General features: G+C 55.5%; 30 protein-coding genes. 17 read left to right on the top strand and 13 right to left on the bottom strand.

From position 1 onward, the window contains the following. Positions 1-22: 22 nt before the first annotated feature. Complete coding sequence (locus tag AC23NW_RS27160; RefSeq protein WP_487453474.1) at positions 23-178, top strand: hypothetical protein; 156 nt, start codon at positions 23-25, stop codon at positions 176-178. A 124-nt stretch (positions 179-302) separates the two neighbouring features. Here the strand turns inward: AC23NW_RS27160 and AC23NW_RS27155 are convergent, their stop codons facing one another. The 10 genes from AC23NW_RS27155 to AC23NW_RS27110 all read right to left on the bottom strand — a co-directional run bounded on the left by AC23NW_RS27155 (position 303) and on the right by AC23NW_RS27110 (position 11,237). After that, entirely contained in the window at positions 303-1,523 is a 1,221-nt protein-coding gene (locus AC23NW_RS27155) for an NAD(P)/FAD-dependent oxidoreductase (RefSeq protein ID WP_487453473.1), read from the bottom strand. Continuing rightward, complete coding sequence (locus AC23NW_RS27150) at positions 1,520-1,840, bottom strand: 2Fe-2S iron-sulfur cluster-binding protein (RefSeq protein WP_487453471.1); 321 nt, start codon at positions 1,838-1,840, stop codon at positions 1,520-1,522. The genes AC23NW_RS27155 and AC23NW_RS27150 overlap by 4 nt, the downstream gene beginning before the upstream one ends. A 26-nt stretch (positions 1,841-1,866) precedes the next feature. Then, entirely contained in the window at positions 1,867-2,622 is a 756-nt protein-coding gene (locus AC23NW_RS27145; RefSeq protein WP_487453469.1) for an SDR family NAD(P)-dependent oxidoreductase, read from the bottom strand. A 66-nt stretch (positions 2,623-2,688) separates the two neighbouring features. Further along, positions 2,689-3,306, bottom strand: a complete 618-nt coding sequence (locus AC23NW_RS27140) for an HD domain-containing protein (RefSeq protein ID WP_487453468.1) — start codon at positions 3,304-3,306, stop codon at positions 2,689-2,691. 100 nt (positions 3,307-3,406) lie between these two features. Then, complete coding sequence (locus AC23NW_RS27135; protein ID WP_487453466.1) at positions 3,407-4,834, bottom strand: aldehyde dehydrogenase family protein; 1,428 nt, start codon at positions 4,832-4,834, stop codon at positions 3,407-3,409. A gap of 2 nt (positions 4,835-4,836) precedes the next feature. Then, entirely contained in the window at positions 4,837-5,424 is a 588-nt protein-coding gene (locus tag AC23NW_RS27130; RefSeq protein ID WP_293833824.1) for an HD domain-containing protein, read from the bottom strand. A gap of 12 nt (positions 5,425-5,436) precedes the next feature. After that, positions 5,437-7,248 (bottom strand): PEP-utilizing enzyme, encoded by a 1,812-nt coding sequence (locus AC23NW_RS27125; RefSeq protein WP_487453464.1) that lies wholly within the window; start codon positions 7,246-7,248, stop codon positions 5,437-5,439. A gap of 34 nt (positions 7,249-7,282) precedes the next feature. Further along, a complete protein-coding gene (locus AC23NW_RS27120; protein ID WP_487453462.1) occupies positions 7,283-8,353 on the bottom strand; it encodes a PEP/pyruvate-binding domain-containing protein in 1,071 nt (356 codons plus the stop codon). Between the two features lie 82 nt (positions 8,354-8,435). After that, positions 8,436-9,668, bottom strand: a complete 1,233-nt coding sequence (locus AC23NW_RS27115; RefSeq protein WP_487453460.1) for a cytochrome P450 — start codon at positions 9,666-9,668, stop codon at positions 8,436-8,438. Between the two features lie 87 nt (positions 9,669-9,755). Then, positions 9,756-11,237: an AfsR/SARP family transcriptional regulator gene (locus AC23NW_RS27110; protein ID WP_487453458.1), complete on the bottom strand. Its 1,482-nt coding sequence runs from the start codon at positions 11,235-11,237 to the stop codon at positions 9,756-9,758. A 169-nt stretch (positions 11,238-11,406) separates the two neighbouring features. On the opposite strand from AC23NW_RS27110, the gene AC23NW_RS27105 reads away from it, so the two are divergent. Continuing rightward, complete coding sequence (locus AC23NW_RS27105) at positions 11,407-12,246, top strand: toxin-antitoxin system YwqK family antitoxin (RefSeq protein ID WP_487453456.1); 840 nt, start codon at positions 11,407-11,409, stop codon at positions 12,244-12,246. Between the two features lie 134 nt (positions 12,247-12,380). Next, positions 12,381-13,694: a hypothetical protein gene (locus AC23NW_RS27100; protein WP_487453455.1), complete on the top strand. Its 1,314-nt coding sequence runs from the start codon at positions 12,381-12,383 to the stop codon at positions 13,692-13,694. Positions 13,695-13,760: 66 nt separating this feature from the next. Here the strand turns inward: AC23NW_RS27100 and AC23NW_RS27095 are convergent, their stop codons facing one another. Further along, on the bottom strand, positions 13,761-14,324 hold the full coding sequence (locus AC23NW_RS27095; RefSeq protein ID WP_487453454.1) for a dihydrofolate reductase family protein: 564 nt from the start codon (positions 14,322-14,324) through the stop codon (positions 13,761-13,763). A gap of 171 nt (positions 14,325-14,495) precedes the next feature. Between AC23NW_RS27095 and AC23NW_RS27090 the strand changes: the two genes are divergently transcribed. Beyond that, the gene (locus tag AC23NW_RS27090) at positions 14,496-16,082 is read left to right on the top strand and encodes an arylsulfatase (protein ID WP_487453452.1); all 1,587 of its coding nucleotides are present in this window, start codon (positions 14,496-14,498) and stop codon (positions 16,080-16,082) included. Between the two features lie 40 nt (positions 16,083-16,122). On the opposite strand, the gene AC23NW_RS27085 is transcribed toward AC23NW_RS27090, so the two are convergent. Together AC23NW_RS27085 and AC23NW_RS27080 are read right to left on the bottom strand one after the other, a co-directional pair. Next, the gene (locus tag AC23NW_RS27085) at positions 16,123-17,424 is read right to left on the bottom strand and encodes a spinster family MFS transporter (RefSeq protein ID WP_487453450.1); all 1,302 of its coding nucleotides are present in this window, start codon (positions 17,422-17,424) and stop codon (positions 16,123-16,125) included. Between the two features lie 365 nt (positions 17,425-17,789). Further along, positions 17,790-18,281 carry a hypothetical protein gene (locus AC23NW_RS27080; protein ID WP_487453449.1) on the bottom strand — a complete coding sequence of 164 codons (492 nt, stop codon included), beginning with the start codon at positions 18,279-18,281 and terminating at the stop codon, positions 17,790-17,792. A 247-nt stretch (positions 18,282-18,528) separates the two neighbouring features. Here AC23NW_RS27080 and AC23NW_RS27075 point away from each other — a divergent pair, with 247 nt between their 5' ends. From AC23NW_RS27075 to AC23NW_RS27015, 13 genes are read left to right on the top strand one after another with little or no spacing between them, the layout of a single operon-like run. Continuing rightward, positions 18,529-18,789: a hypothetical protein gene (locus AC23NW_RS27075; RefSeq protein WP_487453447.1), complete on the top strand. Its 261-nt coding sequence runs from the start codon at positions 18,529-18,531 to the stop codon at positions 18,787-18,789. Positions 18,790-18,820: 31 nt separating this feature from the next. Beyond that, positions 18,821-19,087, top strand: a complete 267-nt coding sequence (locus tag AC23NW_RS27070) for a hypothetical protein (RefSeq protein WP_487453446.1) — start codon at positions 18,821-18,823, stop codon at positions 19,085-19,087. Next, on the top strand, positions 19,084-19,731 hold the full coding sequence (locus AC23NW_RS27065) for a helix-turn-helix transcriptional regulator (RefSeq protein WP_487453445.1): 648 nt from the start codon (positions 19,084-19,086) through the stop codon (positions 19,729-19,731). Before AC23NW_RS27070 ends, AC23NW_RS27065 begins: the two co-directional genes overlap by 4 nt. A gap of 3 nt (positions 19,732-19,734) precedes the next feature. Beyond that, positions 19,735-20,523, top strand: a complete 789-nt coding sequence (locus tag AC23NW_RS27060) for a hypothetical protein (protein ID WP_487453444.1) — start codon at positions 19,735-19,737, stop codon at positions 20,521-20,523. Between the two features lies 1 nt (position 20,524). Further along, entirely contained in the window at positions 20,525-20,770 is a 246-nt protein-coding gene (locus AC23NW_RS27055) for a hypothetical protein (protein ID WP_487453442.1), read from the top strand. A 14-nt stretch (positions 20,771-20,784) separates the two neighbouring features. Continuing rightward, complete coding sequence (locus AC23NW_RS27050; protein ID WP_487453441.1) at positions 20,785-21,204, top strand: hypothetical protein; 420 nt, start codon at positions 20,785-20,787, stop codon at positions 21,202-21,204. 3 nt (positions 21,205-21,207) lie between these two features. After that, entirely contained in the window at positions 21,208-21,531 is a 324-nt protein-coding gene (locus AC23NW_RS27045) for a hypothetical protein (protein WP_487453439.1), read from the top strand. Further along, on the top strand, positions 21,518-21,853 hold the full coding sequence (locus AC23NW_RS27040) for a CHC2 zinc finger domain-containing protein (protein WP_487453437.1): 336 nt from the start codon (positions 21,518-21,520) through the stop codon (positions 21,851-21,853). The genes AC23NW_RS27045 and AC23NW_RS27040 overlap by 14 nt, the downstream gene beginning before the upstream one ends. Then, entirely contained in the window at positions 21,804-25,097 is a 3,294-nt protein-coding gene (locus tag AC23NW_RS27035; RefSeq protein ID WP_487453436.1) for a toprim domain-containing protein, read from the top strand. Before AC23NW_RS27040 ends, AC23NW_RS27035 begins: the two co-directional genes overlap by 50 nt. Beyond that, entirely contained in the window at positions 25,060-25,374 is a 315-nt protein-coding gene (locus AC23NW_RS27030; RefSeq protein ID WP_487453434.1) for a hypothetical protein, read from the top strand. Before AC23NW_RS27035 ends, AC23NW_RS27030 begins: the two co-directional genes overlap by 38 nt. Positions 25,375-25,397: 23 nt before the next feature. After that, the gene (locus tag AC23NW_RS27025) at positions 25,398-26,009 is read left to right on the top strand and encodes a hypothetical protein (RefSeq protein WP_487453432.1); all 612 of its coding nucleotides are present in this window, start codon (positions 25,398-25,400) and stop codon (positions 26,007-26,009) included. Between the two features lie 8 nt (positions 26,010-26,017). Next, complete coding sequence (locus tag AC23NW_RS27020) at positions 26,018-26,305, top strand: hypothetical protein (protein ID WP_487453431.1); 288 nt, start codon at positions 26,018-26,020, stop codon at positions 26,303-26,305. A gap of 11 nt (positions 26,306-26,316) precedes the next feature. After that, a complete protein-coding gene (locus AC23NW_RS27015; RefSeq protein WP_487453429.1) occupies positions 26,317-26,835 on the top strand; it encodes a single-stranded DNA-binding protein in 519 nt (172 codons plus the stop codon). Positions 26,836-26,844: the final 9 nt, after the last annotated feature.

The raw sequence follows: 26,844 nt of genomic DNA, 5'->3' as shown, positions 1-26,844 counted from the left end.
CCATGAAACGGGATGACAGTTTATGGAAAGCAATTTTAAAAGACTGGACCAACTAACGAATCAACTGCCACAAACCATGGGAATTGAAGAATTTGTCATAGCACGTGCGCATCAGCAAGGCCTTGCCGAAGGCGAAAAAAGAGAGGAAAAGAAGGGCGAGCAAAAGCCCTCGACTTAATGATTCGTGCCCTGATCCGTGAAACAGATTTCGGCGATGAAAAAATAGCCGGTATGGCAGGCGTGCCAGTAGAGCGGGTCGCAACGTTGCAGAAAAAGCGTTCCTGACCCGGCGACCCGACTGCTCAGGCAAGCAAATTGTTCAGGTTAAACGCAGTATCCGCAAGCTGAGCCGGATCCGGCGTTATACCGGCACTCAATAGCTTTCTGGCATTCAGATGATCAGCGGGGCGGTTCAGCGAGTCCACACCGATGAGCCGGCCGTTTTTATAGTAATATACCGAAAATTTCTCCGTCGCCGCATCCCCCCGCACAACCGCCTGGTCATAGCCGGCTGATAGCCCGGCCATTTGCAGCTTCAGGTGGTATTGATTTGTCCAGAACCACGGAACCGCCTGATAAGCAACCGGATGACCTACCATATGGGCTACTGCCGTCTTCGCCTGGTCCACTGCGTTCTGCACCGACTCCAGCCGCAGGCGACAGCCCGCATACGGATTATGGTGGTTCGCACAGTCGCCGATTGCGTAGATGTCAGACACCGACGTCTGCTGGTATTCATTCACCAGGATTCCGTTTTCACAGGCGATACCGGCATTCATTGCCAGCGTGGTTTCCGGAATAACCCCGATACCGGCCAATATGCAATCAGCCGCGACCGTTTGGCCGGTGCTCACCCGGATCAGATGTCCGCCGGTTTCGGCTGCCTCGATGGCTTCCACGCCGGATTTAAGAAAAAAGGAAACGCCCTGGCGCTCATGCACCGCCTGAAAAACATCCGAAAGCATCGCCGGCAATACCCGTTCCATGAGCCGCTGCTGCGCTTCGATCACCGTCACCTGCTTTCCTTTTTCAACGGCCAGGGCCGCCAGTTCCAGCCCGATAAACCCGCCGCCGATGATCGCCACGCGCTGTGCCTGTGCCAGCCGTTCGCCGATCCGCCGGGCATCCGTCAGATTCCGCAGGTACCCGATGTCTGCTGCATCTGCTCCGGGCACACGCAGTAACCGGTTTGCCGCCCCCGTTGCCAGTACCAGCTGTGTATATGGAATCCTTTCGCCGGTGCCGGTAATTACCTGCTTCTCTTCGGGCAGAATGCGCGCGGCCTGCACACCCAACCGCAGTGAAATGCCGTTGGCATCGTAGTAGGCCAGAGACCGGAACAGAATGGCTTCGTCGGTTTGCTTCCCCTGCAAATACCCTTTCGATAGCGGAGGCTTCTGACAGGGCAACGTCTGTTCGTCGGAAAGCAGGACAATCGTGCCGTCAAATCCTGCCTCCCGCAGCGACGCCGCCACCTGCACCCCGCCGTGCCCCGCCCCGATAATGACTACCTGTGGTTTCATTGTTTTTCCGGAATGCGTACAATCAGCCCGTCGAGGGCGCCGCTTACCCGCACCTGACAACCTAACCGGCTGTTGGCCCGGCGCTCGGCACTGGCCCCTCCGAGCATTTCGTCTTCTTCCTCTTCCATGACCGGCAACAGGTCCAGAAACGCTTCATCGACATACATGTGGCAGGTTGCGCACATGCACGAGCCGCCACATTCGGCTACAATGCCTTTAACATCATGCTGTACCGCGCCCTCCATCAGGGTCGCGCCCAACGGCAGTTCCACAAGGTGCTCTTTACCGCTGGTTTCAATGTAGGTTACTTTGGGCATAGCTGTATTTTTGTAAGAGGTTGGTTTTAAATGAACTGCTTACCGCCATCGACAACGATGGTTTGACCGGTGACGAAATCAGCGAGCGACGAGGCCAGATACAACGCAGTACCGGCGATGTCTTCTGAGGTCGACGGCCGTTTGATGGCCCCGCGCTCGACGCCGTATTCACGGGCGTTATCCATCAGGCTCAGACTCGCTTCAGTCAGGGTGAAGCCCGGTGCAATGGCGTTGACGTTGATGTGGAAGTTGCCTAACTCCTTCGCCATTGACCGGGTCAACCCGATGACTCCCCCTTTGGATGCTACGTAGTGCGACCAGTTTGGTGATCCGCTCATGACGGTTGCGGATGAAATATTGATAATTTTCCCGCCCATACCCGTTTCCCGGAACCGGTCAATCATCGGCTTTGCAACGGCCTTTGAACACTGCCAGACGCCTTTCAGATTCACGTCCATCACCAGATCCCACTCGGCTTCTGCCAGTTCGTAAAACGGTTTGCGGTTCAGCGTGGCATAGATGGCTGCATTATTGATCAGCACATCAATCCGGCCGTATGTTTCCATCACCGCAGCGACCATCGCACTAACCGATGCCTCACTGACCACATCTACCTCAAGGCCCAGGCTGTTCACCTGTTGCGCCGTTTCTTCCGCCCCGGCCTTGTTTTTATCGCAGGCAATGACAATGGCCCCCTGTGCCGCAAACGTATGGGCAAACGTCCGTCCCAGGCCACCGGCGGCACCGGTAATGACGACTACTTTCTCCTGTAAATCAAGCATATTCGTTTTGCCGTGAAGGCGCTTTATCGCTGTCATTTTCGAAGTGAATCACACTCCGTTCGGTTGTTAATCAATAAATAGCCGGACATCCAGATTCAGCCGGGCCGTTTCCAGCATGACCGTCGCCAGCCGCCGCCCTTCGTCCGTCAGGAAGCCCGGCAGCACAAAGTCGCGCAGGATGTCGAGTACTTCAGCCTGGCCGATCTCAAACCATTCGCCAATGATGCGGTTGCCATGCGGCGTATACCGCCAGAGTTTGTCGGCATCCTTGTGAATGGCATCGTTCAGTGACCGCGCCTGTCTGGTCGTATCATGGCCGTCGATAAGGTCCAGTATTTCTGCAATCTGCGCATCCGGATACCCCAGCGATTCCAGAACCGGCCGGGCCACCCCAAGGCTTTCGAGCTCATGCTGCCGGGTAAGTTCGGGATACTTGTTATTCGGCCCGAATGCGTGCAGGATTTTGTCCTGCGGTATTTTCGACCAGCCGGTATCGTGCAGCAGGATGGCAGGCAGCACTACCGCCGGATTGGCTTCCGGATAACAGTCCAGCAGCTTTTGCGCCAGCAGGAACGAGAAGAGCGTGTGCTCGTCGTTGTTCCGTACGGCGAGGTGCGGGCGGGCCTGTTGCCAGACGGCCGACAGGTTACCGGCGGCGGTATTGAAAAACGGGCTGTCTTGCATAGTCGTGACTACAGGTTAACCAGGAAGGCGGGAAGACGAAAAGGGGCACAACGTTTCTTTCGTTTTTATACCCCATACACTCCCACCTGTTGATTCAGGCTTAATAGTTCAGGTAAATTGTTTTCAGCTCGGTATAGGCTTCGATGCCGTAGCGGCCTTTTTCGCGCCCGACGCCACTTTGCTTGTAGCCCCCGAACGGCACGTCGTGGTAAGACCGGTGAATATTGTTGATCCAGACCGACCCTGCTTCCAGCGATTCAGCGACCCGTAAGCCGGTACCGAGATTGGCGGAAAACACATATCCTGCCAGCCCGTACACCGAATCATTGGCCAGGTCAATGGCTTCCTCAACGGTGTTAAAAGGCATCACCCCGATCACCGGCCCGAACGTTTCTTCGGTCATGATCTTCATCGAATGATTGGTGTCGGCCAGTACCGTTGGCGGAAAAAACCACCCCTGGTCGTATACGTCACCGGTCAGGCGACGACCACCGGTCAGCAGGGTTGCCCCTTTGTCCAGGGCATCCTGCACCTGTCGTTCGCTGTTCGCGTAGATTTTTTGGTTCACAAGCGGCCCCATATCAGCACCGGAATCCGGATGCCCGACGGTCAGGGTTTGCGTCCGGCTGACGAGTTGCTCCAGAAAACCGGCGTAGATGCTTTCGTGTACATACAGGCGGTTGACGCGGTAGCAGAACTGTCCGCTGTTAGCAAACGCATGCCGCACAATGGCCGGAATGGCAACCGATATATCCGCATCGGCACAGACAATGGCCGGTGACTGCCCGCCCAGTTCCAGCGTCAGGTGTTTGTTGTGCGCCGCTGCCAGTGCCCCGATCCGCTGACCGGTGCCGGTACCGCCCGTAAAGGCTATTTTTGCCGTTACCGGGTGTTCGATCAGCGCATTACCGATATCTGCACCATACCCCGTAATGACGTTAAAGGCCCCCGCCGGATAACCGGCATCAGCAAACAGTTCCGCCAGTTTCAGCGTTGACAGCGGGGTATCTTCCGATGGCTTCGAAACCACCGTACACCCCGCGATTAAGGCCGCACCCAGTTTCATGGTCAGGAGCGTAATGGGGTAGTTAAACGGCGTAATGGCCACCACCACACCCACCGGCTCCCTGACAATCAGCGCTTTTTCACCGTCGAGGTTATGCAGCGGAATCTCTCCTTTGAGCCGGAGCCCTTCTTCGGCATAAAAATCAAGCAGATCGGCACTGCGGCTTAGCTCGGTCAGGCAACCGGCCATCGGACGGCCCAGCTCCCTGGCCAGCAAACCGGCCAGTTCAACCGCCTGTTCCCGCATCCGGGCGGCGGCTTTGTGCTGCAAACGGGCCCGATCAGCAACCGGCAGCCGGCGCCAGCTGCGGTAAGCGCGGGCGGCACTTGTCAGCGCCTGTTCCACATCCTCGCCGTCGCTACAGGCAAATGTGTTAATCACCTCCCCTGTGCAAGGATTGATTACCTCATCGAAACGGCCCGAATGCGGATCGGCCCAGGCACCCTCTATAAAGTTTTTCATTGTCAGATTACGTCACAGCAGAGCTCCTGTCGCGTCCGGATCAGATCCGTGTTTGCCATCTCTACCGATTCGGGTAAATGCAGCTGAGGAATCACATCAGTTACCAGCCGATTACAATATTGTCCGGGAGTCAGTTTAAACCAGTCGCTGGCTACGCTCACCCCTGTAACCGTGAAGCGCCAGAGTTTATCAGCATCCCGGACAATCTCGTCGTTCAGCGAGCGCGAAAACGTACGGGTATCGTGCCCGTCGATAATCGTTGCCACGCCGGCAATAAAGTCATCGCTATACCCCAGACCGGCCAGAATCGGGCCCGACAGCCGCACACCCTCTGATTCGTGGAGGTAGCGGACATCGCTCTGGAGGTAGTTCTCACTCTGAAATCCTTTTTTAAAAATATCGTCCTCATCAATCGAGTACCAGCCAATGTCGTGCAGGATAATGGCTGCTGCGACAAGATCGCGGTCGGCATCCGGCCAGGCATCGGCCAGCCGCATCGCGTAGTGGTATGAGATCGGTATATGCACATCGTTTTTACGGACGCGCATATACGTTTCGGCCGCTTTCAGAATCTGAAAATGTGAGGTCATGTCGTTTTACGGTTAGGCAGCTTCGAGGATGGTTACCTCACCCATAGCACCGTTTACCCGAATCCGGTCACCGGTTTTGATGGTGGTCGTTGCCGAGCCGGTACCGGTTACTGCCGGCAGACCGTATTCGCGGCAGACGATGGCAGCGTGCGACATCATACCGCCGATATCGGTAACGGTTGCCTTGATTTTGCCGAATACCGGCGCCCAGCTCGGTGCTGTTACACGGGTGATCAGAATTTCACCGTCCTGCAACAAACCCAGATCATCAGGGCTGTAAATTACCCGGGCAACGCCTTCGACCGTTCCCGGCGATGCGGCCATGCCTTTGAGCTGATTTGTGTTGTCGCTGCTGCTCAGCCAGCCCTGAACGCTCTCGGTGGTAATGCCCCACAGCATGATCGTAAACGGTTCGGTCACAACGGCAGGCGGTTCGTTAAAGGCCGGTTTCGGCGGAGCGGTAGCCAGTGCATCAACGATTTTTTTCCGGCGGGCTACTTCGGCCGGCAGGTAGCTCGGGCCGATCGACGGTACGCCCATGGCCCAGCCCCGCCCGTAATCAAACAACAGGTTCAGAATTTCTTCGCGCCGGAAATAGAACATATCCTGCGGATCGGTAAAGAAACCGGCGTCGGTCAGTACATCGGATAACTGACGCATTTTCCGCCAGAAAACACTCATTGCCCAGTGCTCAATGTAGAAATTGTGGTTCTCAACATACGGGAATACCACGCGGGCCAGCCCCAGTTTCCCGTCAAAGGCCGCCTGTGCTTCTTCTGACGGCAGCGAATCGCGGTATTCTTCCGTAATCCGGTCGCGTTCAGCCGCGATGGCCTCTGTCGGGCGGTCAATGTTTTCTCCGGCCACTACCTTGGCGGTATAGTCCTGTACATACCCGAACGGAATGTACAGGTGTTCAATCCAGTATTTATCGCTTGAATAAAAGCCGTTGCCCGTCGTAAAGTTGAACCACGGATACTTCGCGGCTTCCCACGCGGCCACCCACTGCCTGCCCGCATCTGTTGCGGCCAGCGTTGTCAGGGCACCGTCCAGATCATTTTCCCGGATCGTATCAGCCACACCTAGTTCGACCGCCAGTTTAGCCAGTTTACGCAGCTCATCATCCGGGCGGAACAGGTCAACATCAATTCCCTGCACCATTTTCGCAATCGACAAATCCGGAATACCCGGAAACGACTCTTTGCAGAAGCCGAAAAAGTCGAGGTACGCCGCATAGCCCAGATTCAGAAACTCAAAATGGTACATCCATGTCTTGTAACACAGATCGATCATTTTGTTGTAGTTATGAATCAGGTGGTAGGTAGGATCCAGTCCGACACCGCCTTTCACCCATTCAATATCAACAACCTCCGGCAACGTCTCAAACGTTACAGATTCCATCTCGTCGATAACGCCCTTAACTTTCCGGTGCCAGTTATCAAGCAGGTCGTTCCAGTTCTGAAAGTAGAACCCGGCCCGTTCGAGGAACTGCGGTACCCGACCCGGAATCAGCTCGGGGCTTACCCCCACCGGACTCATGTAGCAATAGCCGTTATGAATTTTGAAGTCGATGCCGTTGGCGGGCGGAATCTGCCACTGCCGGGTGTTGTACTGCCCGAGGCATTTTACAGCAAACTCAACCGTAATGGCATCAAAGGGCTTAAAGACGTTCGGCCAGTGCTGTGAGTCGCAGAAAAAGAACTTGGCTTCTTCGGATTCCCGGAGGTTGTCCTGAAAAACCATGTAATAGGGATACAACGCTTTCCAGTCTTCGGCACCCGCCGGGGCGTGGTGATCGTAAGGACTTACAAATTTCTGGCTCATGTCGATTGTGATTGGTTAAAGGTAGTCGTACAGGTTATCGCTTACTGGCAAGTGGATTCATCAACGTACTCAGAATACCTTCCATACCCGTTTTGATCGGGGTTTGGGTAGTTTTCTTCTGCGACCATACCGTCTCGGGGCGGCTTTGCAGCAGGGTAAAATTCTGACCGGCCGGCAGGTCGGCGTCCAGCGCCCATTCAATATCCTGCGGGCAGCCGTAGTGTTTTTCAATGGTTTTGGCTATCCGGCAAACGGCCTTTACTTCTTCCTCGGTCAGGCTCGGTTTTTCGGCACGCCCAGCCTCCACCTCGCGCGTCAGTACGCGGCGGTTGATGCGGTCGGGCACGTGTTCAATGGTTTTTACGTGTATCGTTGCCTTCACGATTTCGAGCATCACCTTATCGACCAGGAAATGGTCGGGGGTAACTTCGCCTGACACCACGGCCTCGCCAAGCCCCCACGACGCGTCGATCACAATCTTCGAGCGGTCGCCGTTGGTCGGGTTCAGGGTCATGGCAACGCCGGCCGTCCGGGCATTCACCATTTTCTGCACCACCACACACATCAGCACATCATCTTCAGGAATGTCCTGATTCCGGCGGTAGTTGATGGCCCGGGATGTATACAGACTGGCCCAGCAGCGGCGGACGTGGTCAATTACCTCGTCTTCGCCCACCACCCAGAGGTAGGTGTCCTGTTGTCCGGCAAAACTGGCATCGGGTAAATCCTCGGCCGTTGCGCTCGACCGCACTGCCACCGGCAGATCGGCGTCCATTCCCGCCATGCTGCACAGTTTCCGGTAAGACGCACGGATAGCGGCATCAACGTCGGCCGGCAGGGGTTTATCCAGCAGCAGCTGCCGGATCGCCGCCGATTGCCGGTCAAGCCCGGCGATGTCCGTGCAGTCGATACCGTTGACAAGGCCGAGAATGGTATCGAACAGATCAGAGGCATGTAAAAAGGCTGAATAGGCATGCGTCGTGACGCAAAAACCGACAGGAACCGGTAGCCGGGCCGCACTCATGCTGGCCAGACTAGCGCCTTTGCCCCCCAGAACAGGGTATTCAGCCGGCGTAGTTTCATCAAAAAATAAGGTAGGTTTCATCAGGCTTATCAAGTATCAAGCAATCCAGCAACAATCATCCGGTATTCAGAATCCCTGGCACACAGCGCTACGCATGCAGTCCCTACACGTTCCACTCAACCTCCACGGCCACCGGCGCGCGGAACGACGTGTTAGGCGCGAACCGGAACTGCTGATCCGGTTTAATACGCAGGTCCGGCAGCAGGCGGGTCAGCTCTTCGAGCACAATCTTTGACTCCAGTTTGGCCAGGGGCGACCCGAGGCAAAAGTGAATGCCGTAGCCAAACGACAGGTGTTCCTTTGCGTTCGGCCGCTCAATGTCGAACGACTCTCCGTGTTCGAAGCGGTTTTCGTCGCGGTTTCCGGAGCCCATAATCAACAGAATATCAGCACCGGCCGGCACGTGCACGCCACCGATTTCGCCGTCTTCCAGGGCTTTGCGCCGCCACGACACAATCGACGGTGAATAGCGCAGCACTTCTTCAATAGCGTTCGGTATCAGGGCCGGATTCGCGCACAGAGCCTCCCAGCTCTCGCGGTGAAGCAGCAACTCCCGGATGCCGTTGCCAATGAGCGACGTGGTTGTTTCATGACCGGCAAACAGCTGACTGTAACAGATAGCGGCAATTTCGCGGTCGCTGATATCGTGCCCTTCGGCCTGCAAGCGTACCAGATCACCCGGCAGATCGTCGGTCGGGTTTTCCTTGCGGAGCGCGACCAGTTGCTGGCAGTAATTCCAGTAATTGACCATGTTCTGCGCATGTACCAGTTGTTCCTCTTCCGTCAGGTCGCCCCAGGTCATCAGCAACCGGCTCTCGGCCCAGCTCTTCACCTGCTGTACATCCTCATTGGGAACGCCCAGCAACATAAAAATCACCAGTGCGGGCAGGTCGTAGGCCAGCTGCCGCACCAGTTCGGCATGACCATCCTGTTCAAACCGGCCGATCATATCGATAGCCAGCAGGCGGATGCGCGGTTCCAGTTTTTTAAAACGGCTCAGGTTAAAGGCCATGCTCACAATCCGGCGGATACGCGTATGGTCAGGCGGTACCCGGCCCGACAGGCCCGATAGCCCGATCATGCCCTGCGCTTCCATCAGTTGTTTTGCCTTCGGGGCAATCGGCCGGAACGGCGACTGGGCATTTTCGGAGGTATATACTTTCCAGTTGCTGAAAACAGCTTTGATGTCTTCGTAGCGCGTAACCACATAGTACCCCAGTTCTTCACTGAAAAAGACGGGTTGTTCTTCCCGCGCCTGCTTATAAAACGGGAATGGATTGGTCAGATCGAATGGCTTGAACACCTCTTTTGTCTGATGGTAAGGGCAACCGCTCATACTGTTTGTGCGTTGGTTGAGGTCGAAAACGTATGCCAAAGATAGGCCGCCTTTCTTTGGTCTATCTTTGGTTTTTTTATGAGTTTTTCAACTTTTTTTAGCAAGATTCAGATAAAGCAGGCGAATTTCTTCGGAAGGAAGCCCAAGGTTAAATTTCCGGAGCGATTCCGTATAGATGCGGTATTGCCGGTGCAGGGCATCAAACCGCTGGGATACGGCCAGGGCCAGCATTTTTTCCTTATGCGCTTCTTCGAGGTTGGGGTTTTCGTCGAGCGCCTTATCACAATAACTGATTGCCTGAGGCAGATTACCGGTCAGGCGGTGGATACGCGCCAGGCTGTAGAGGAGTTTGTGAAACATATCGCGGTACCATGTCCGTTTGCTCCAGCACCAGTCGTTTTCGTGGTTATCAATATACTTCAGCGGAATGTCGGTGAAGAGATCACTGCTGTACAGACGTTCAGCGGCTTCGTAGCAAATTTTCCCCTGTTCCAGATTACCGTTCATGATGTGCTGATTGCCGTTAAAGCACAGTTCCTGAAACATCGGCAGGTCGATCCAGCTGTCGAACGGCAGACGCAGGTAGTAGATCGAGCTTTGCTGCACCACAAATGACGACTGCCGCGTATCCTGTTCGCGGCCCGACAACACCGCCCGCAAATACCGGATGGCGTGGTACAGGCGGTTCAGGGCCTGTTTTTCGTTGTCGGCTTCGGGCCAGAGCAGGTCGGCCAGTTCATCGGCGGTAGCTCCTTTTTCGCCCCGCAGCAGCAGATAGGCAAAAATCGTTTTCAGCTTTTTAGTTGACCCCGCTTTGGTGTTCCAGTCGATGCTTTCGCCGTTTTCGCGCCGGATACGCAGCTCGCCGAAGCACCGGATTTTCCAGCGGCCTTCGTCCGTCTGAGCCACCATTTTCTGAAATGGCTTATCCACGGCATGGGCTTTCCGCTCACCGGCGCCTTCTTTCCCCGCCGGTAATGCAGGCGCTATCCGCTGCGGATCAATGTTCGACAGCCAGTAGTCAAAGCGTTGTTTGGCATAGTTTTTCCGGATAATCTGCGGAGGCAGGTAATATGGATTTGCCCGGGCGCCCTCGGTCGTAAAAATGACCGGATGCGAAAATAAGCCCAGCAGCAACTGCTCCTCCAGCAGTACAGACTCGTTGTAGAGACAGACAATCGTCAGCTGATTGTTTTCTTTCAGCAGGCTCTGAAACGCTTCCTGTAACTCGCGCAGGTAAATATCGCCCGACGGCGTCCGGACCGCCCAGGTCATTTCCAGGAAGATCGTCAGCCGGACCGGTGGCAACCCTGCCATTTTCCGGCGCAGCGCATCCAGCACCGGTTGCGCCCGGACGACCTGCTCCCGCAACAGAAACTCCGCCGATGACAGCACCTCGACGGTAGCCGCCGGCGTATCGTCCTGTAAAATCGCGCTTTTCACCTGCGGAACGGTATGTTCGTCGGCGATATACAGCGAGTACTCCGCCGCCAGCATCCGGACGACCATATACCAGAGCCGTTCTTCGGTTGATGAGAAAAAACCAATAAAGCGATCACTGTGTGCCATACGCTCTCCGATCAAAAAGACCATTAATGTAACGATACACAGATCATAATGAAACAATTCAGGACCGGATTTACCGGATACTCTTTCCCGGACACCGGTTTTCCGGTTTTTCTGCCACTGATTTCCAACCCCTTGCAGCCCTGTCGGGTCCTGTTAAAAAACTCAACCCATGCGTCTGTCTACCCTCCCTTACGTACTCCTTATTTTTTTAGCCGGCTGTACCGGTCAGAATAGTCCGCAACCGGCTACGACCGGATTAGTCCCGGCAAAACATTTTGATCCGGTGTCAACCCTCGCCGACCTGCCAGCCAGCTATGAACCGATTCAGAGCGGGGCGGCTTTATCGGGGCGTTTAAAGACAGAATACAACGCCGGACAGGTATCCAGCGAATGGCGGTACCACCCGAACGGGCAGCTGGCGGAGTTCCGCATGTACCGGAACGGCGAGGTGCAGACGGCCTCCCAATACCGCTACACGGCCGATAACCGGCTGCGGTATGTGCAGACGTTTACCAACGATTGTATGTACGTGAGCACCTCTACCTGCTCCGGTCCCGTACGCTGGAGCACCTACGATGAGATTGAAACCACCAGTGAGGGAAAAATCAGCAGCCGGAAAACCTATCTGTTGCAAAATAACTCGTGGGAACTACGCTCGGTTACCGACTATATTTACGACAACCGGCAACGGCTCAGCTCGGCAAAAATCTATGACGGATCGAAGCAGTTAAGTTCAACGCAGGAGCTAACGTACGACAACAATAACAACATCACGGCCATCAAAGAAACGCGGCCCAATGCTGCTGCCGGCCAAACGGTACAGACTCTTAACTATCAATATGCTGCCGTAAAAAACCCGTATACAGGCCTCAGCCATTACATATCTGCTTTCTTCCTGAGCCCTTATTTGCAGGAAAGCGCTCCTGCGGCCACCTATAAGCTGAACGCCGAGGCCTATCCGACCCAGATCCGGACCGACAACACAAACACGACGCTGGAATATTATTGATCGCCCAACTCCGAGATCATGTTGACTGAGTAAGTCTGCGGATTCACAGGCAGATTTTACCGTTTCAACGGATTGACGACTGGCAATCCGGTAAGGGACACCCAATTTTGGTCTGTAAACAACACAACAGACCGATGAACAAACTCTCCCTGCTCACCCTTGGTGCGCTATTAACCGCCGCGAGCTTTTCCTGCCAGACAACTACGGATATACTCAATCCTGATAAACCGGATGCAACGCCCGATACACCCGCCGTCACGGCTGTCGGCACGCCATCGGGCGAACCGGCCAACGCTACCATCGGACCCGCCGGCGGAACCATCCTCTCCGCCGATTCGACGGTACGGATCACGATCCCGGCCGGTGCACTGACTGCTAACCAGGTTGTTTCCGTACAGGAACTCGACCAAAACAACTGCCCCGGCGGTACGGGGACCGCTTTCCGGCTGTTGCCGCATGGCCTGACCTTTGCGAAACCGGCAACCATCACCTTCCGGTATCAGGATAGCAACACCGACGGCTCGGCCCCGGAACTGCTGCGCATTGCGTACCAGACCAATGACCGTACCTGGATGGGTACCGCCAATAACAGCCTCGACACAACGACGCACACAATCCAGGTGCAGACAACCCACTTCAGCGACTGGGCCATGCTGCAAACGGCTTACATCGATCCGGGTCAGACCGCTATTGATCCCAGCCAGTCAATCAATATTAACGCCTATGTCGATAATAGCGCGAATGACAAAGAAGCGTTATTGAGAGAACCGGGCGAAATCGACAGCAAATACGTCGATCAATGGTCGCTTCAAGGGGAAGGCAAGTTGTCGAATAATTTGGGAACCCGAATCACCTACACCGCTCCGGACCGGGTTCCGGATGTAAATCCGGCCATCGTGAGTCTGCGTCTGAAATTTGGCGCGAAAACGATTACCCTTAAAGCAAGAATATTTATCATGCCGGAAGGACTCATCTTCCGTATCAACAAAGGTCCGTGGATTTATACCAGTTCACCGCTGGGCTTAAGCCGGATTCAGCATGGTGCCGGTTTTTTTCATATGGTTCAGACAGGCGTAACCATGCAGGGCTTGTCGGCAACGGTTTCGCTGAGCTGGCCCGGCAACCTTAACAACAGGTTTAACACGTCCTATATCTTACCGTGGCAACTCAAAAATAGTTCTAATGAACTTCAGATACCGTTTATCACGCTGACTACTAACCCAAAGGGCCAGCCGCTTTACACCTTCTATTATGAACAGAACCAAGCGCTCCACCCAAGCCCCGGCAATTTGACGATTCTCTATAACGGAGGCAATGTCGGTGATAACGTATACGGAACGTTCTATTTAAAGAAGGCAGGAATCATCGAGTATAGCGGCGGGACCGACCCTATGTTCGACGGAGTTGCTGAAATCGAGGGTAAGTTCCGGTTTAAAATTGCACGGTAACTTTTGCAAACGGGACTGCACCAGTTGATCGTGCAGTCCCGTTTGTTTGCTAACAAAAAGTATTGCTTATTTTTTGTAGTGCAGCACCACAATACCACACGCAAACGGCGTGGCCTTCAGCAGCGTCAGGGGTTGTTTACTACCGAGCAGGTTGAAAATCGGCAGCCCCTGCCCGAGGGCTACGGGATTCACGAACAGGTGAAACTCATCAACAAGCCCCGCCTGTATCAGCGACCCGACAAACGACGACCCGCCATAGGCAATGATGTCGCCGCCGTCCTGCCGCTTCAGCGCCGTTATTTCGTCCGCCAGATCACCGCTGGCCACGACGGTATTCGCCCAGTCCGGCGCGGGCGGCGTTTGCGAAAAAACCACTTTAGGCGTGTTGGTAAAAAACTCACCGGCCGACTGCTCAGGGCTTTCCGGATCGGCCGCAATGCCCGCCCAGTGCGGAATAAAGCCTTCTGCCAGTTTCCGGCCCAGCACAATGGTATCGACCGGCGCAATCAGGTTGGTTATGTAGTCGATCACCTGTTGGTCCCAGGCAAAGGTCATCCAGTCCATTTCGCCGTTCGGGCCGCCGATAAACCCATCGACGGTCATTTGTACCTGTAATTTCAGTGTTCGCATTGTTGTTTATTTTTTTACAAATATCCGGCAAAACGGCGTAAATCAGCCGGTATAGTCACGACAGAAAACGGGGTATTTGCGGCAAAATAACGCCTTTGAAGCGGGTAAATATAAATACATACCGCTTTATTGACTGGAGCTTCAGACTATATATGCTGAACCCAATACACAATGAAACTGAACCTGTTGTTTATTTTGCTGGTTGCCGCCGTCGCCTGGGCGTTCCGGACACCGCCGGTTACCAAAAAGCCTAACATCATCCTGATTCTGGCCGACGACATGGGGTATTCGGACATCGGTTGTTTCGGGTCTGAAATCAAGACGCCTAACCTCGACAACATGGCCCGAAACGGCCTGCGGATGACGCAGTTCTACAACGCATCGCGGTGCTGCCCGACGCGCGCGTCGCTGCTGACCGGTCTGTTCCAGCACCAGGCCGGTGTCGGCGATATGGTCAACGCCCGCAAGCAGCCGGCTTATCAGGGCTACCTCAATGACCAGTGTGTCACGATTGCCGAGGTCCTGCAACAAAGCGGCTACCAGACCTACATGGCCGGTAAATGGCACGTCGGCACCAAACCGCAGCACTGGCCCGTCAAGCGCGGCTTTGACCGGTATTTCGGCCTGATCGACGGCGCGGGCAGTTATTTCGGCGATCAGCCGTACCGCCCCAACCAGAAACTGTCTATCATACAGGACGATAAGGTTTACCAGCCCGGCAAGGATTATTATGCCACCAATGCCTATACGGATCATGCGCTGGAATTCATAGAACAAAACCCGAAAGACAAGCCGTTTTTCCTGTACCTGGCCTATACCGCCCCCCACTGGCCGCTGCATGCGTTGCCGGAAGACATTGCAAAGTACAAAACAGCGTACCGCAAAGGCTGGGACAAGCTGCGGGAGGAACGGTTTGCGCGGATGAAAGCGATGGGCATCCTGCCGAAAAGCACCGGGCTATCGCCCCGCGACCCGTCGATTCCGGCGTGGGACGACCTCTCTGCGGCCGAAAAAGCAGACTGGGAGGACAAAATGGCCGTTTATGCCGCCATGATCGACCGCATGGACCAGAATATCGGGCGTGTGCGGCAGAAGCTGAAGGAACTGGGTGAAGACCAGAACACAGTCATTCTTTTTTTATCGGACAACGGTGCCAGCCACGAAGACATCGATGGTTCCGGTTTCCTGCCATCCATTCTTGACGACAGTAAAAAACCGGCCAGCGACCGGTCGTCGTTTACGGCCTATGGCAAGCGGGGGGCGAACCTGAGCAATACGCCGTTCCGGTTCTACAAGCACTGGGAGTTTGAGGGCGGTACCGCCACACCGTTTGTCGCCTATGGCCCGTCGGTGGTGCAGGGCGGCCGGATCGACCACCGGCCCGGGCATATCGTTGATGTCATGACTACCTGCGTGGAGCTGGCCGGCGCCACCTATCCGCAGACCTACAAGGGCAAATCCATCCTGCCGGCCGAAGGGCTGAGCCTGGTATCCCTCTTCCGGAACAAGCCCTGGCAAGGCCACGACGCCCTGTATTTTGAGCACGAAGGCAACCGCGCCATCCGGCAGGGCGACTGGAAACTGGTCTCCGAATTCCCCGACAACCAGTGGCACCTCTACAACCTGAAGGCCGACCGGTCGGAGCTGACTGATCTTGCAGCCAAAGAACCCGCGCGAGTCAGGCAGCTGGAAGCAAAGTATAGCCAATGGGCACAGCGCATCGGCGTGATCCCGTTTGGGGAGCTTACGGGCAAATAAGTAAACGTCCCGGCCATGCATATGGCCAGGGCGTTTCGGTTTATATAGAAGGGGTTGCCGTCAGCTTCCGGGCAGCGGTCAGGAAAAGTGCAGTTGATCCGATACTGATCACGAGCGTAATGGACATGGCCCACCGCAGCGATTCCGTACCCAGCGCGGGGGTAAGCAGATCGCTGATCATACCAACCACCAGCGGCCCGAACCCAAGGCCGATAAAGTTGAGCACGAAAAACAGGATGGCCGACGTCAGCGACCGCATCGACGCGGGCACCAGGCTATGGGACACCGCAATCGAAGGCCCCAGGTACATATTCTGTAGCGTGGCGGTTATCCCCAGACAAAGCACTGCCAGCCCGGTATGGGGCAGGAACAACGCCCCCGCCGCAAACGGAATTGACAGGATAATGGCATAGGCCGGAATGCGGAGGTAGAGCCGGTTATCCGTTTTGCCGAAATAATCCGTCAGGAATCCACCGGCGAATGACCCCACGGCACCGCCGATGCCGAAAATCAGCCCCAGTGTGGCTCCGATCTCAGTCCCCGGCATCTTGTGAATTCTGGCCAGAAACGAGGGAGCCCAGTTCAGGATACCATACAGGCAAAAGACATGCAGACCGGTGGCCAGGGCCAGATACACGAATGATCCGGACGCATAGAGCCGTGCCAGCACCACGCGCAGAGCCGGTGCCTCATCGGCTACCCGATCAGCGTCTGTGGCACCCCGGCGCGGTTCTTTTACCGTCAGAAAAAACAGCAGCGAAAACACAATGCCCGGAATACCGGCCGTAAAGAATGCTGTCCGCCAGCCGAGTTGCTGACTCAGATAACCGCCCAGCAGAAAGCCGGTCAGAATCCCGAACGAAATACCGCTTGAATAGATCGACAGGGCCGTAGCCCGTTTTTCGGGCGGGAAATAGTCCGAAATCATCGCATGTGCCGGCGGGCTGCATCCGGCCTCCCCCACCCCGACCCCAATCCGGGCCAGCAGCAACTGGACAAAATTCCGGACCAGACCGGAGCAGGCCGTCATCAGGCTCCAGACGCCCAGCGATATGGCCACCGTATTCCGGCGGTTGGTTCTGTCGGCCAGCCGCGCAATCGGGATACCCAGCGTCACGTAGAACAGCGCAAACGTAAACCCCGACAGCAGGCCAAGCTGAGTGTCGGAGAGGAGCAGTTCTTTTTTAATGGATTCCTGCAGAATAACGAGGAGCTGCCGGTCGATAAAGTTAAAGACGTAGACCAGCGTCAGCATAAAGAGGACATAATTCCGGTAGACGCTACTGACGCCATCACGGTAAACGGTACTTGCGGCCTGCAAAGGGTTGTCGGCTGAGGTCATAGCAGAATAGTCTAAAATTTCCTTTCTTTAAGACTACTCAAAAAGACGCATTTCCGGCTAGTATACTATGGGTCGGTGGTTGATTTTCAGGGAGAAAGAGGACTATTCAGCAATAAAATCGTATTGGTTTGCTTACAGGCATATCACCTGATCTGCCTGTATCGAAAATCAGGAATCAGATTAGTTTAAGGCAAAAAAACAAAAGCCCGACTCGGTAGAATCGGGCTTTTCTGCAAGCTTGCAGAGAGAGAGGGTGTCAAACGTCTGCCCCTGTTCAAGCTCATAAATCCTTGGCTTTGACCGTGCCACAAAGGTATTATTCTTTATGGTTTCCCGACGTAACCGCGCTCGTAACCTCGTAAACCCTAAAAAATTTTTGCAGCCACGTAGCGGGGCATGTATGGCATGTTGCCCTGGGCATTAGCCCGCTGCCGGTTGCTTTTCGGGGTAAATCTCGGTGTCAGGAGCCGGTCCACTGTTACGTCGTCATACTTTCCCAGTGCGATCTTCAGCATGTCATGGAGATTAGCAATCTGCTCATCCTTTTTCTCCATTTGCTCATCTTTCTTTGCAAGCTGTACTCTTAACTGAGCCAATTCTTCAAGAATTCCTTCCAGAACGTGTCCACCAAACTCTCCACTGTCTTTGGACTTATTGGACAAATTAGAACTTTCGTCCAAAAAATAAGACATCGGAAGTTCAAGTGCTGCGGCGGCCTTCTTAACGTATTCTAGCTCAAATGAGTCTTTCTTGTATAGATTATACAAATGGGACTTACTTACTTCCATCATTGACGCAAAGTCTTCCACTTTTATTCCAGACTTTTCTACCGCCTTTTTTAGCTTGATTCCCAGCATGTTACAAAAAGTTTAAAAAATATAACGTCAAATATTTTGAACTTTTATTCCACTATGTTAGAATTGCATTGTAATTATTGCAATTACCTAATGCAAAAGAATACACTGAGTAGATGAAAAACAAGCCAAACGGCCCTGAATACGCCATTTTAATTAACGAGTGGCAAGATTGAGGGGCTAAGCGGCAAGAAAAACAGGCAGTGTGATTTAACGGCAACGGGGCAAAATCAGGCAAAAATCTATAATCATGGATGCACCCCTACTCAGATTCATCGGCACACTGGTGCTGACCGCCGGAGCAGCCGTCTGCTTCACCGGATTTATGATTACCGGCAAACGCCACATCGAGCGCATGGAAAGCCTGTATCTGGCCGGTAAGGTGGAGCACAGCACCTACCACCGGTTTACCCGGGGCATGACGCAGAGCATGCTGATCATTGCCGTAATTCTGCTGCTGCTGATCATGGGATCAGTTGCCCAGATTCTCAGCCAGCTCGGCATTCTGTAACCCCACCGCAAAACAAAACCGCATAACAACAATGGCAGGACGTAAGAAAAAACGAATTGAGGGCAGCAAGAATGCCCTGTGGACGCTGTACCAGGACGCAGATCAGCTGGTACGGGAAGAAATTCAGCTGGAGCTGAAAAAGGCTGATCTGTTCGACCACTGGCTGCGCACGGCCAGCGTGGCAGGCTATAACCTGTACCATGCCGCCGCCCCCCTGCGCGATACGTTTGTCCGGCTTATTCCGGATTCGGCACCCCTGTTTGAGAAGAACGCCAACCTGCAACCCGCTGAGGTATGAACCAGACAGTAAATGCTGACATCACGGATCAGGAGCCATTTCAGCCCAACCAGGCCTCTAAGCCCGGCAACACCATCAAGTCGGTAATGCTGGAGAAGGAAATCACGCCGGGTTATCTGGCAAAAAAACTGGAACTGTCTGACACTGATTTTCAGAAGCTGCTTGACGCGGAGATGCCCGTCACCCAACGGATTGCAGGTCTGTTGTCAATCTACCTTGGCGAAAGCATCCGTTTCTGGATGGAGCGGCAGCGTCAGTACGAAGAAGCATTACAATCACCCGTAATTAAAACAGATATGAATCAGGAAGCCGTCCGGATCAGCCAGGCTGAAGAGGACATCAAACGCCGGAATGACGAAAAGGCCGTAATCGACGAGGCCATGCAGGAACGCAACCAGTCAGAACCGGCCGGAGTAGTGACAGCGCCGGTCGCCGAACCGGCCGATCAGGAAGTGGTGCAACTGATTGAGAAGCTGAAGGCAGCGAAAGCCCGCTACAACGAATCGGCCAGAGAGTTTAATCAGCTTGTCAGGCTCGCCCAGGAGTTAGGCCTCGGTATGCAGATCCGACATCACAAAGGTGCCTATAGCGGCTTTTATGAAGGAGATGTAACGGTCAGCGTCACACAGCACATCCGGTTGTAGGACATGGAAATCTCTCTCGAAACCGTAACACCTGAGATTGCCGCGGAGCTGCTGGAAGGAAACGAAAACAACCGTCCGCTGACGGAAAAACACGTTACATTTCTGGCTAACCAGATGCGGGCCGGACAGTGGCAAGTAACGCCCGACACCATCAAAATCGGTCAGGACGGCCGGATTCTTGACGGGCAGCACCGGCTGCATGCAATCATGGCCAGCCAGACAACCCAGCAGCTGCACATTGCACGCAACTGTCCGGACGAGATTTTTGCCGTACTGGATACGGGCAGAAACCGCACTTCGGGCGACGTACTGGCAACGGCCGGCCTGAAGCTCCACAACAGTCAGGCAGCGCTCGCTAAGGTGCTGCTGCTGCACCAGAGCGGGCGGCTGTCAAACAACGGCTTTAAAGCCAAATCAATGACCAACGGGCAGATTCTGGATTTCTGCCGGGCGCATAATCTGCACCCCCACTGCCAGAACGCGCATAAATTCTACGCAAGATCACGGCTGCTGAGCGTTACGGAGTTTGGTTTCCTGAGCTTTCATCTGACCGCAAGTCAGAAGGGGCTGCACTTTCTGGACGCGCTCAGCTCAGGTGCCGGACTGACAGAAGGCTCTCCGCTGCTGCTGCTGCGGAGAAAACTGGAGCAGGCCAAGGAAGGCCGCTACAACTTCACGACCACCGAAAAACTCGCGCTTTCGGTACTGGCCTACAATGCATACAGTAAGGATGAGCCGCTGCCGAGGCTGTCGTGGCGGCCGGGCGAAGGTTTTCCCCTGATCGAAGCATAATATGGAAACCGCCGCCGCTACCCACTGGCCACTGGACCGGATCTATGCCGAATGGCTGTTTGATGACCTGTGGGGTCATCCGACCGATGCACTGCTGGTGATGGCCGGCCGCATTGACCACCAGCTCGATGCGCTGGTTACTGCCGGCAACACCGCGACCGATGACGGCATTCAGTATGCCACCCTTGAAAAAATCCGGCTTGACATTGAAACCATCCTGACCATCCGCTCCGGATGCGACGATTAATCTCACCGATTCATATGCTTACCAAACCCTGCAAAATTCAGTCGGTACGGCCGACGCCGGTTCTCTTTGACCGCGATGATCACGCCGTTACCATCACCACCGCCCACATGTGCCTGCTCCAGTCGTCGCTGGAAGAAATCATCAGCGCCTGCTGTAAGGCCGATCACCATGACCGCAGCCTGCTGAAGCTGTTTGACCGCAATCCGGAGGACATCCGCCGCCAGCTGGAGCGGATCCGGACCCGCCATATTCAGGACTGGGATAGCCGCGAGTTCCGCCTGGTGCTGACCAGCCGCGAGCTGGAGCTGCTGAAAAGCATTGTTCACGACCGGGAGATTCTGCTGGCCGGTGAGCCGGGCTGTTTTGCCCGCACCTCGTTTATTTCGGATCTGCTGCTGGCCATCCGTCAGCAGCTGTACACAACCCGCCGCTAAGCCATGCTCGTCGAGATCACCTACCCCGTTGTCCTCTTCAACGTCATCCGGCTGCAGATGTCGGAAGAGGATCTGGAACACTTCAAGAGCCTGCCCCGGCAGGAGCGTGCGGAGCTGATCTGCCGGCTCAACGATGAGCAGGCACTGCCCGATATCACGTTCCGGTCGCTGATTGAACAGGCCCTGGAAATTGATTATGCCCACATTAAGCCGGCCGCGAAGACAACCACTGATACCGGCCGGCCGGTACTGCTGCGGGACACCTGCCGCTCGTCGGTGCTCAAGCCGTGGGACAACACCCCGTTTATGCGCCATGATACGTGCTGACTTTATCGAGCGGCTCCGGCAGCAGGCCGATATCGTGCAGATCACCGGCGAGCTGATCGATGTCCGCAAGGCCGGAAGCCAGTACAAGGCCTGCTGCCCCTTTCACGAAGAGAAATCCCCGTCGTTTAACATCAACCCCAAAACCCAGAAATACAAGTGTTTCGGGTGCGGACAGAGCGGCGACGTGTTCCGGTTCGTGATGAATTTCAAACGTTTTACATTCACCGAGGCCGTCGAGTACATCGCCGGCCGCTGCCACCAGGTTGTGGAATATGAATCCCCAGACTACAAACCCAGCCGTTTCCGGGACATACAGTTATGAAGACTATTATACGATCAACCAGAAGGTTGCCGAGAAGTACCATCGCACCCTGCTGGAAGAGAAAAGCGCCCCGGTGCGGGCGTATCTCTACAGCCGCGGCCTCACCGACGACGCCATCCGCCACTGGCAGATCGGCTATGCCCCCAGAGACTGGCGGCACCTGACGACCTCGCTGATCGAGAACGCCATGTTTGAGCCGGCCGCGGAGCTGGGCGTCGTGGTGAGTGAAAACGGCCGCAACCGTGATTTTTTCTACGACCGGATCATTTTTCCGATCCGCGATGAGCAGAGCCGGGTAACGGGCTTTACCGGCCGCACGGTGGGCAAGCCCGCCGAAGGCAGCCCCAAATACCTCAATATCCGTAACACGGTGCTCTTTGAAAAGTCGGAGGCCATGTACGGCATTCACCGGGCGATCCGGGAAATGAAGCGGACCAAAAAGGCCATTCTCGTCGAGGGGCAGGCCGACGTGATCAGTCTGCACCGCGCCGGTCTGGAGAACGCGGTGGCCAAATCCGGCACGGCGCTCACGCAGAAACAGACAGAGCTGCTGCTGAAGCACTGCGACGTGGTGACGCTGATCTACGACAACGACAAGGCCGGCCAGAAGGCCCTGGAGAGTAATCTGGAGAGCCTGCTGCTGTCGGGGCTGCGCGTGAAAATCTACCGGCTGGCGGAGGGTTTCCACGACGCCGACGACTGGCTGACCTGGGTGAGTAAGGTCTTTGGCGCACCGCTGGAAGACTGCCAGCGCCCGCTGGGCATTGCCCGCTACGTGGAGCAGGAATCGGAGGATGGTTTTCTCAGCCTTGCCGAAAAGCTGCTGAGTACGGACCTGATCGACGAGCGGGTCGAGGGCAGCCGCCGCATCGTGGAGATGCTGGCCAGCATGCGCGACGGCCACTGGGCGCAGGAGTATCTCTCGGAGCTCTGCAAGCGCCGCAAATACGGACTGAACCAGAAAGACATCTGGAAACAGGTGCAGGAGCGCAAGAACCCGGCCAAGGAAGTCCGTGACGACGATGATGACGATTACTGGGAGCTACCCGAGTGGGTCGAAGCCCGCGAGGTGCGCGAGTGGGGGTTTGCCGAGCGCATCAAAGGCGATAAGCAGTGGCCGACGGGCTACTACTTCGGCACGCTGTCGGGATCGCTCGACCGCATGCCGGTGACCAACTTTGTGCTCACCCCGCTCTATCACATCAAGGACCGGGGTAACGTGCGGCGCCTGGTGGAAATGACCAACGGCCACAAGCGGGTCTACGTTGAGATTAACTCCAAGGTGCTCAATTCCGTGCAGAGCTTTGAGGAAGAGGTCTCCAACTTCGGGCACTTTATGACCGACGCAAAGTTTAAGCGCGATCACCTCAAACGGATTGCCAACAAAATCATGGCGCTCACCCCGGAGGTGTTTCCGATTAAGACGCTGGGCTGGCAGCCGGAGGGCTTTTTTGCCTGGAGCAATGCGGTCTATAACGGACATCTGGAGCACTACGATGAGCACGGTATTGTGAAGATGGATAACGGCGATCATTTCTTTTCGCCGGCGCTGAGCCCGATTTTCGCCAATTTCCGCCAGGAGGACGACGCCTATCAGTTCGATAAGTACCTCTCGTTTCAGCCCTCGCCGGTCGCCTTCGGCGAGTGGGCGGCCCTGCTGAAAAAAGTATACGGCGAGCGGGCGATTATCGGATCGGTCTTTGCCGTGACGGCTCTGTTCCGCGACGTGGTGCTCAAATCCAGCAAGATCCCGATCATCTACTGCTACGGCCCTCGCGATTCGGGAAAATCCACGTTTGCCGAGTCGATCATGTACCTGGTTTTCGGCGGGCTGGACGCGTCGGGTAAGCTCATCAAACCGCTCAACTTTACCAGCTCGCCCACGAAAGCGGCCTTCTGGACAGCAATGTCCAGATACCGCAACTGCCCGTACGTGTTTAACGAGTTCGACGATCAGCGGGTGGAAGACTGGGCCTTTGATGCGTTTAAATCTGCCTGGGATAACGAGGGTCGTCTGCGGCAGAAAAAGGATGATTCCCAGTCATCGGAAATGCAGAACGTGAACTGCGCCCCGATGATCGTGGGGCAGTACCTGTCCACCCGCGATGACGGATCAGTCACCAGCCGCTCGCTGATTTTTGAGTTTGTCAACCGCAAGGACGATCCGTTTACCGACGAAGAGATCCGCAACTACGACCGGCTGCGGGATCTCCAGCAATCGAACCTGTCGGGGATTCTGACCGAGATTCTGCCGTTCCGTAAAAAAATGGAAACGGAGTATCAGACCGTGGTGCGCCGGATTAAAGAGCAGCTGCGCGAGCGGCTGGAGCAGCTGGAGGTCAAGCAGTACCAGAGCCGGACGTTCGAGAACGTCACCTGCCTGCTGGCCGTCTACGAAACGCTGAAGGAGGATCTGGTCTGGCCCTTTGAGACGCCTGAGATCTGGGAGTACTGCATTCAGATGATCAAACAGATGTCGGCGCTGCTGACCGAAACCGATGCGCTGAGCTCGTTCTGGAGCATGCTGGAATATCTGCTCGACCGCGCCGAGATTACCGGCGGCTGGGATTTCCGGATTGACACGGTCACGTCGGTGAAACTGCACGGGGGCGATAAGAAGGCCTACGAAAAGACGTTTGACAAGCCGAAACGGCTGCTGTATCTGCGGGTAAAAAACGTCTGGAAACCCTACGCCGAAAACGCCCGCCGGCAGGGCGAGACGCCCATGAAGGAGCAGACGCTGACCGTTTACCTGCGCCAGCAGGCCTACTACACCGGCTGGAATAACAGCATCTGGTTTAAACGCGGGGCTGAGGGTACCAACTCCAGCGCCCTGGTTTTCGACTATGACATGCTGGCCGAACGCTCGGGCATCAGTCTGGAGCGGGCGCCGGAAGAGACACCTGACGGCCGCGCGATCATGAGCTTTTCGGGCGTGCTGGTGAAGACCATCGAAAAAGTGCCCGCCGGATCGGGTATAATGGTGATTTTCTGGCTCCAGGTTACCATGGTCAGAAACCACGAGTCGGAGATTTTCGACACCGATCAGTACGCCATCAAATGCTACTCGCCGGATCTGGCCCATGCCGGTCTGCAACCCGGCGGCCGCTACCAGGTCTCCGGTGCCTACAGCGAACAGCCCTACCAGAAGGGCATGCTGCGCAAACTGGACGTAACGGAAGTCACCGAGCTAAACACCATCGCCTATGAGCAGGGATTTGAACAGCGCGACCCCGTCTTCTGATCCGCTTCAGCTGGTCAAATTCGGCACGCTGCTGCGAAATAAGGCCGGCGAGGGGCTGGTGGTGGTGTCGGTGGTTGAAGGTTTCCGCAGCGGCCGGCCGGTGATCAGCCATCTGGAGCTGCTGGAGTGCAGAACCCAGCTGCTACACGAATACCTGCCGGAGGAGATCCGCAGCGCCCTGACGCAAGGCAGGCTGACGATCGCGAGGCCGAACAGGTCCCGGACCGTGAACCGCTGGAAGAAGGACGGTGAAACCCCGTGGCGCAGTGATGAGTAAACCGTTTTAACCCCAATAACAACATGGCAGAACAGACAGAAAAACCAACCATTACCGGTGTCTGCAACCGGCTCTACCGGCTGAGAGATGACCTTTTACTGCTCCGTCTGAGCGAAGGTCCCAGACCGCAGGGATGGACAGACCTCCATAATAAAGCCCTGGAGGAGAAATTGTCCGGAATTGACGACCTGGTTAATCAGCTCTACCAGATCGGTTCACAGCCGGAAATCACCGCAACACTGGAGCAGACAACCGATGAACCTAAACTGGTGCTGCATGACATTGACCTCTGGCAGGTCAAACCTGACGGAACGCTGTACAACGGTTTCTGCAACCGCGCAGGGGTTAACCTTGAGCAGGAAACCTTTGCACCCGATATCCGGCTGATCCAGACAACCGACGCGCTGCGCCGCCAGATCAGCCGGCTGGTTGATGATCCCGTCTATGGAAACAGGCTTAATTTACCGGACCTACAGGCATTATTCCGGAGTCACTGGGAAGAAATCATGCGTTGTCCGGACCGCATCAGGCAGGATCAGCTTTGCACGCAGCTGCGCAATCTGATCGATAATACCGGAGACCTTGCCAAATCGGTGCTGACTGTAACGATTCAGGACGTAAAACTTTTCAGATAACTAACCCTATGCACCAATTACTCCTTTACCGCGCAGCAGAAAACTTTCAGATTGACGGCACCGCCTTTATGAAGGGAACACTGATCTGGATCTCGGCTCCGTCCATGAGCCCCCTGATAGGCACGCACCGCTACCTGTTTGACCGGCACGGCAAGCGGGTGGCCTGTATCCGGGTCGGGGATTATAATCCGAAACTGGTAACGCAGGTTAAAGAACGGCTGGCCGCAACAAAAACGCCGCGTTCCCGGCCAAAGCCTGCCAGACGAAGAAAGTGCAAGTCAAAACGTAACCGCTAATTCTTACCAACATGCAACAGTTTATTTTTTCGGGCCGTCTGGGCCGTGATGCCAGAGTCGTCGATGTACCCGGCGGCGAACCGTTTGTATCCTTTGTAGTTGCCGTCGACGATTCATACAATGACCGGAACGGCAACCGCGTAGAGCGTACCGACTGGTACGATGTGACCTACAGCAACGTCAAAACGGCGCCTATGCTGACCAAAGGATCGGGCGTCATGGTGATGGCCCGCCGTCCGGTCGCCGATCAGTACCAGAAGGACGGTCTGGTACATGCCAGAATCAAGGTACAGGCCCAGCGGCTGGAGATTTTCACCAAACCCGCCGGCGAGTCTGCCGGCAGTCAGGGCCTGGCCGGCCAGATCGCGCAGCGGGATCCGGTGACGGATGTACCCTTCGGCAGCGGATCCCACGGCAATACCTTCCATGGCAACACATGGGAAGCCCCGCCGGTACCGCCGGTAGTAACCACACAGCAGAACCTGGTGCAGGGCCAGGCCGGTACGGACGATAACGATCTGCCCTTCTAAATGAAAACG

Source organism: Arsenicibacter sp. R0_47, from assembly GCF_057652235.1.
Note: the sequence above shows the minus strand (reverse complement) of the source record. Positions and strands in the feature narration are given on the sequence as shown.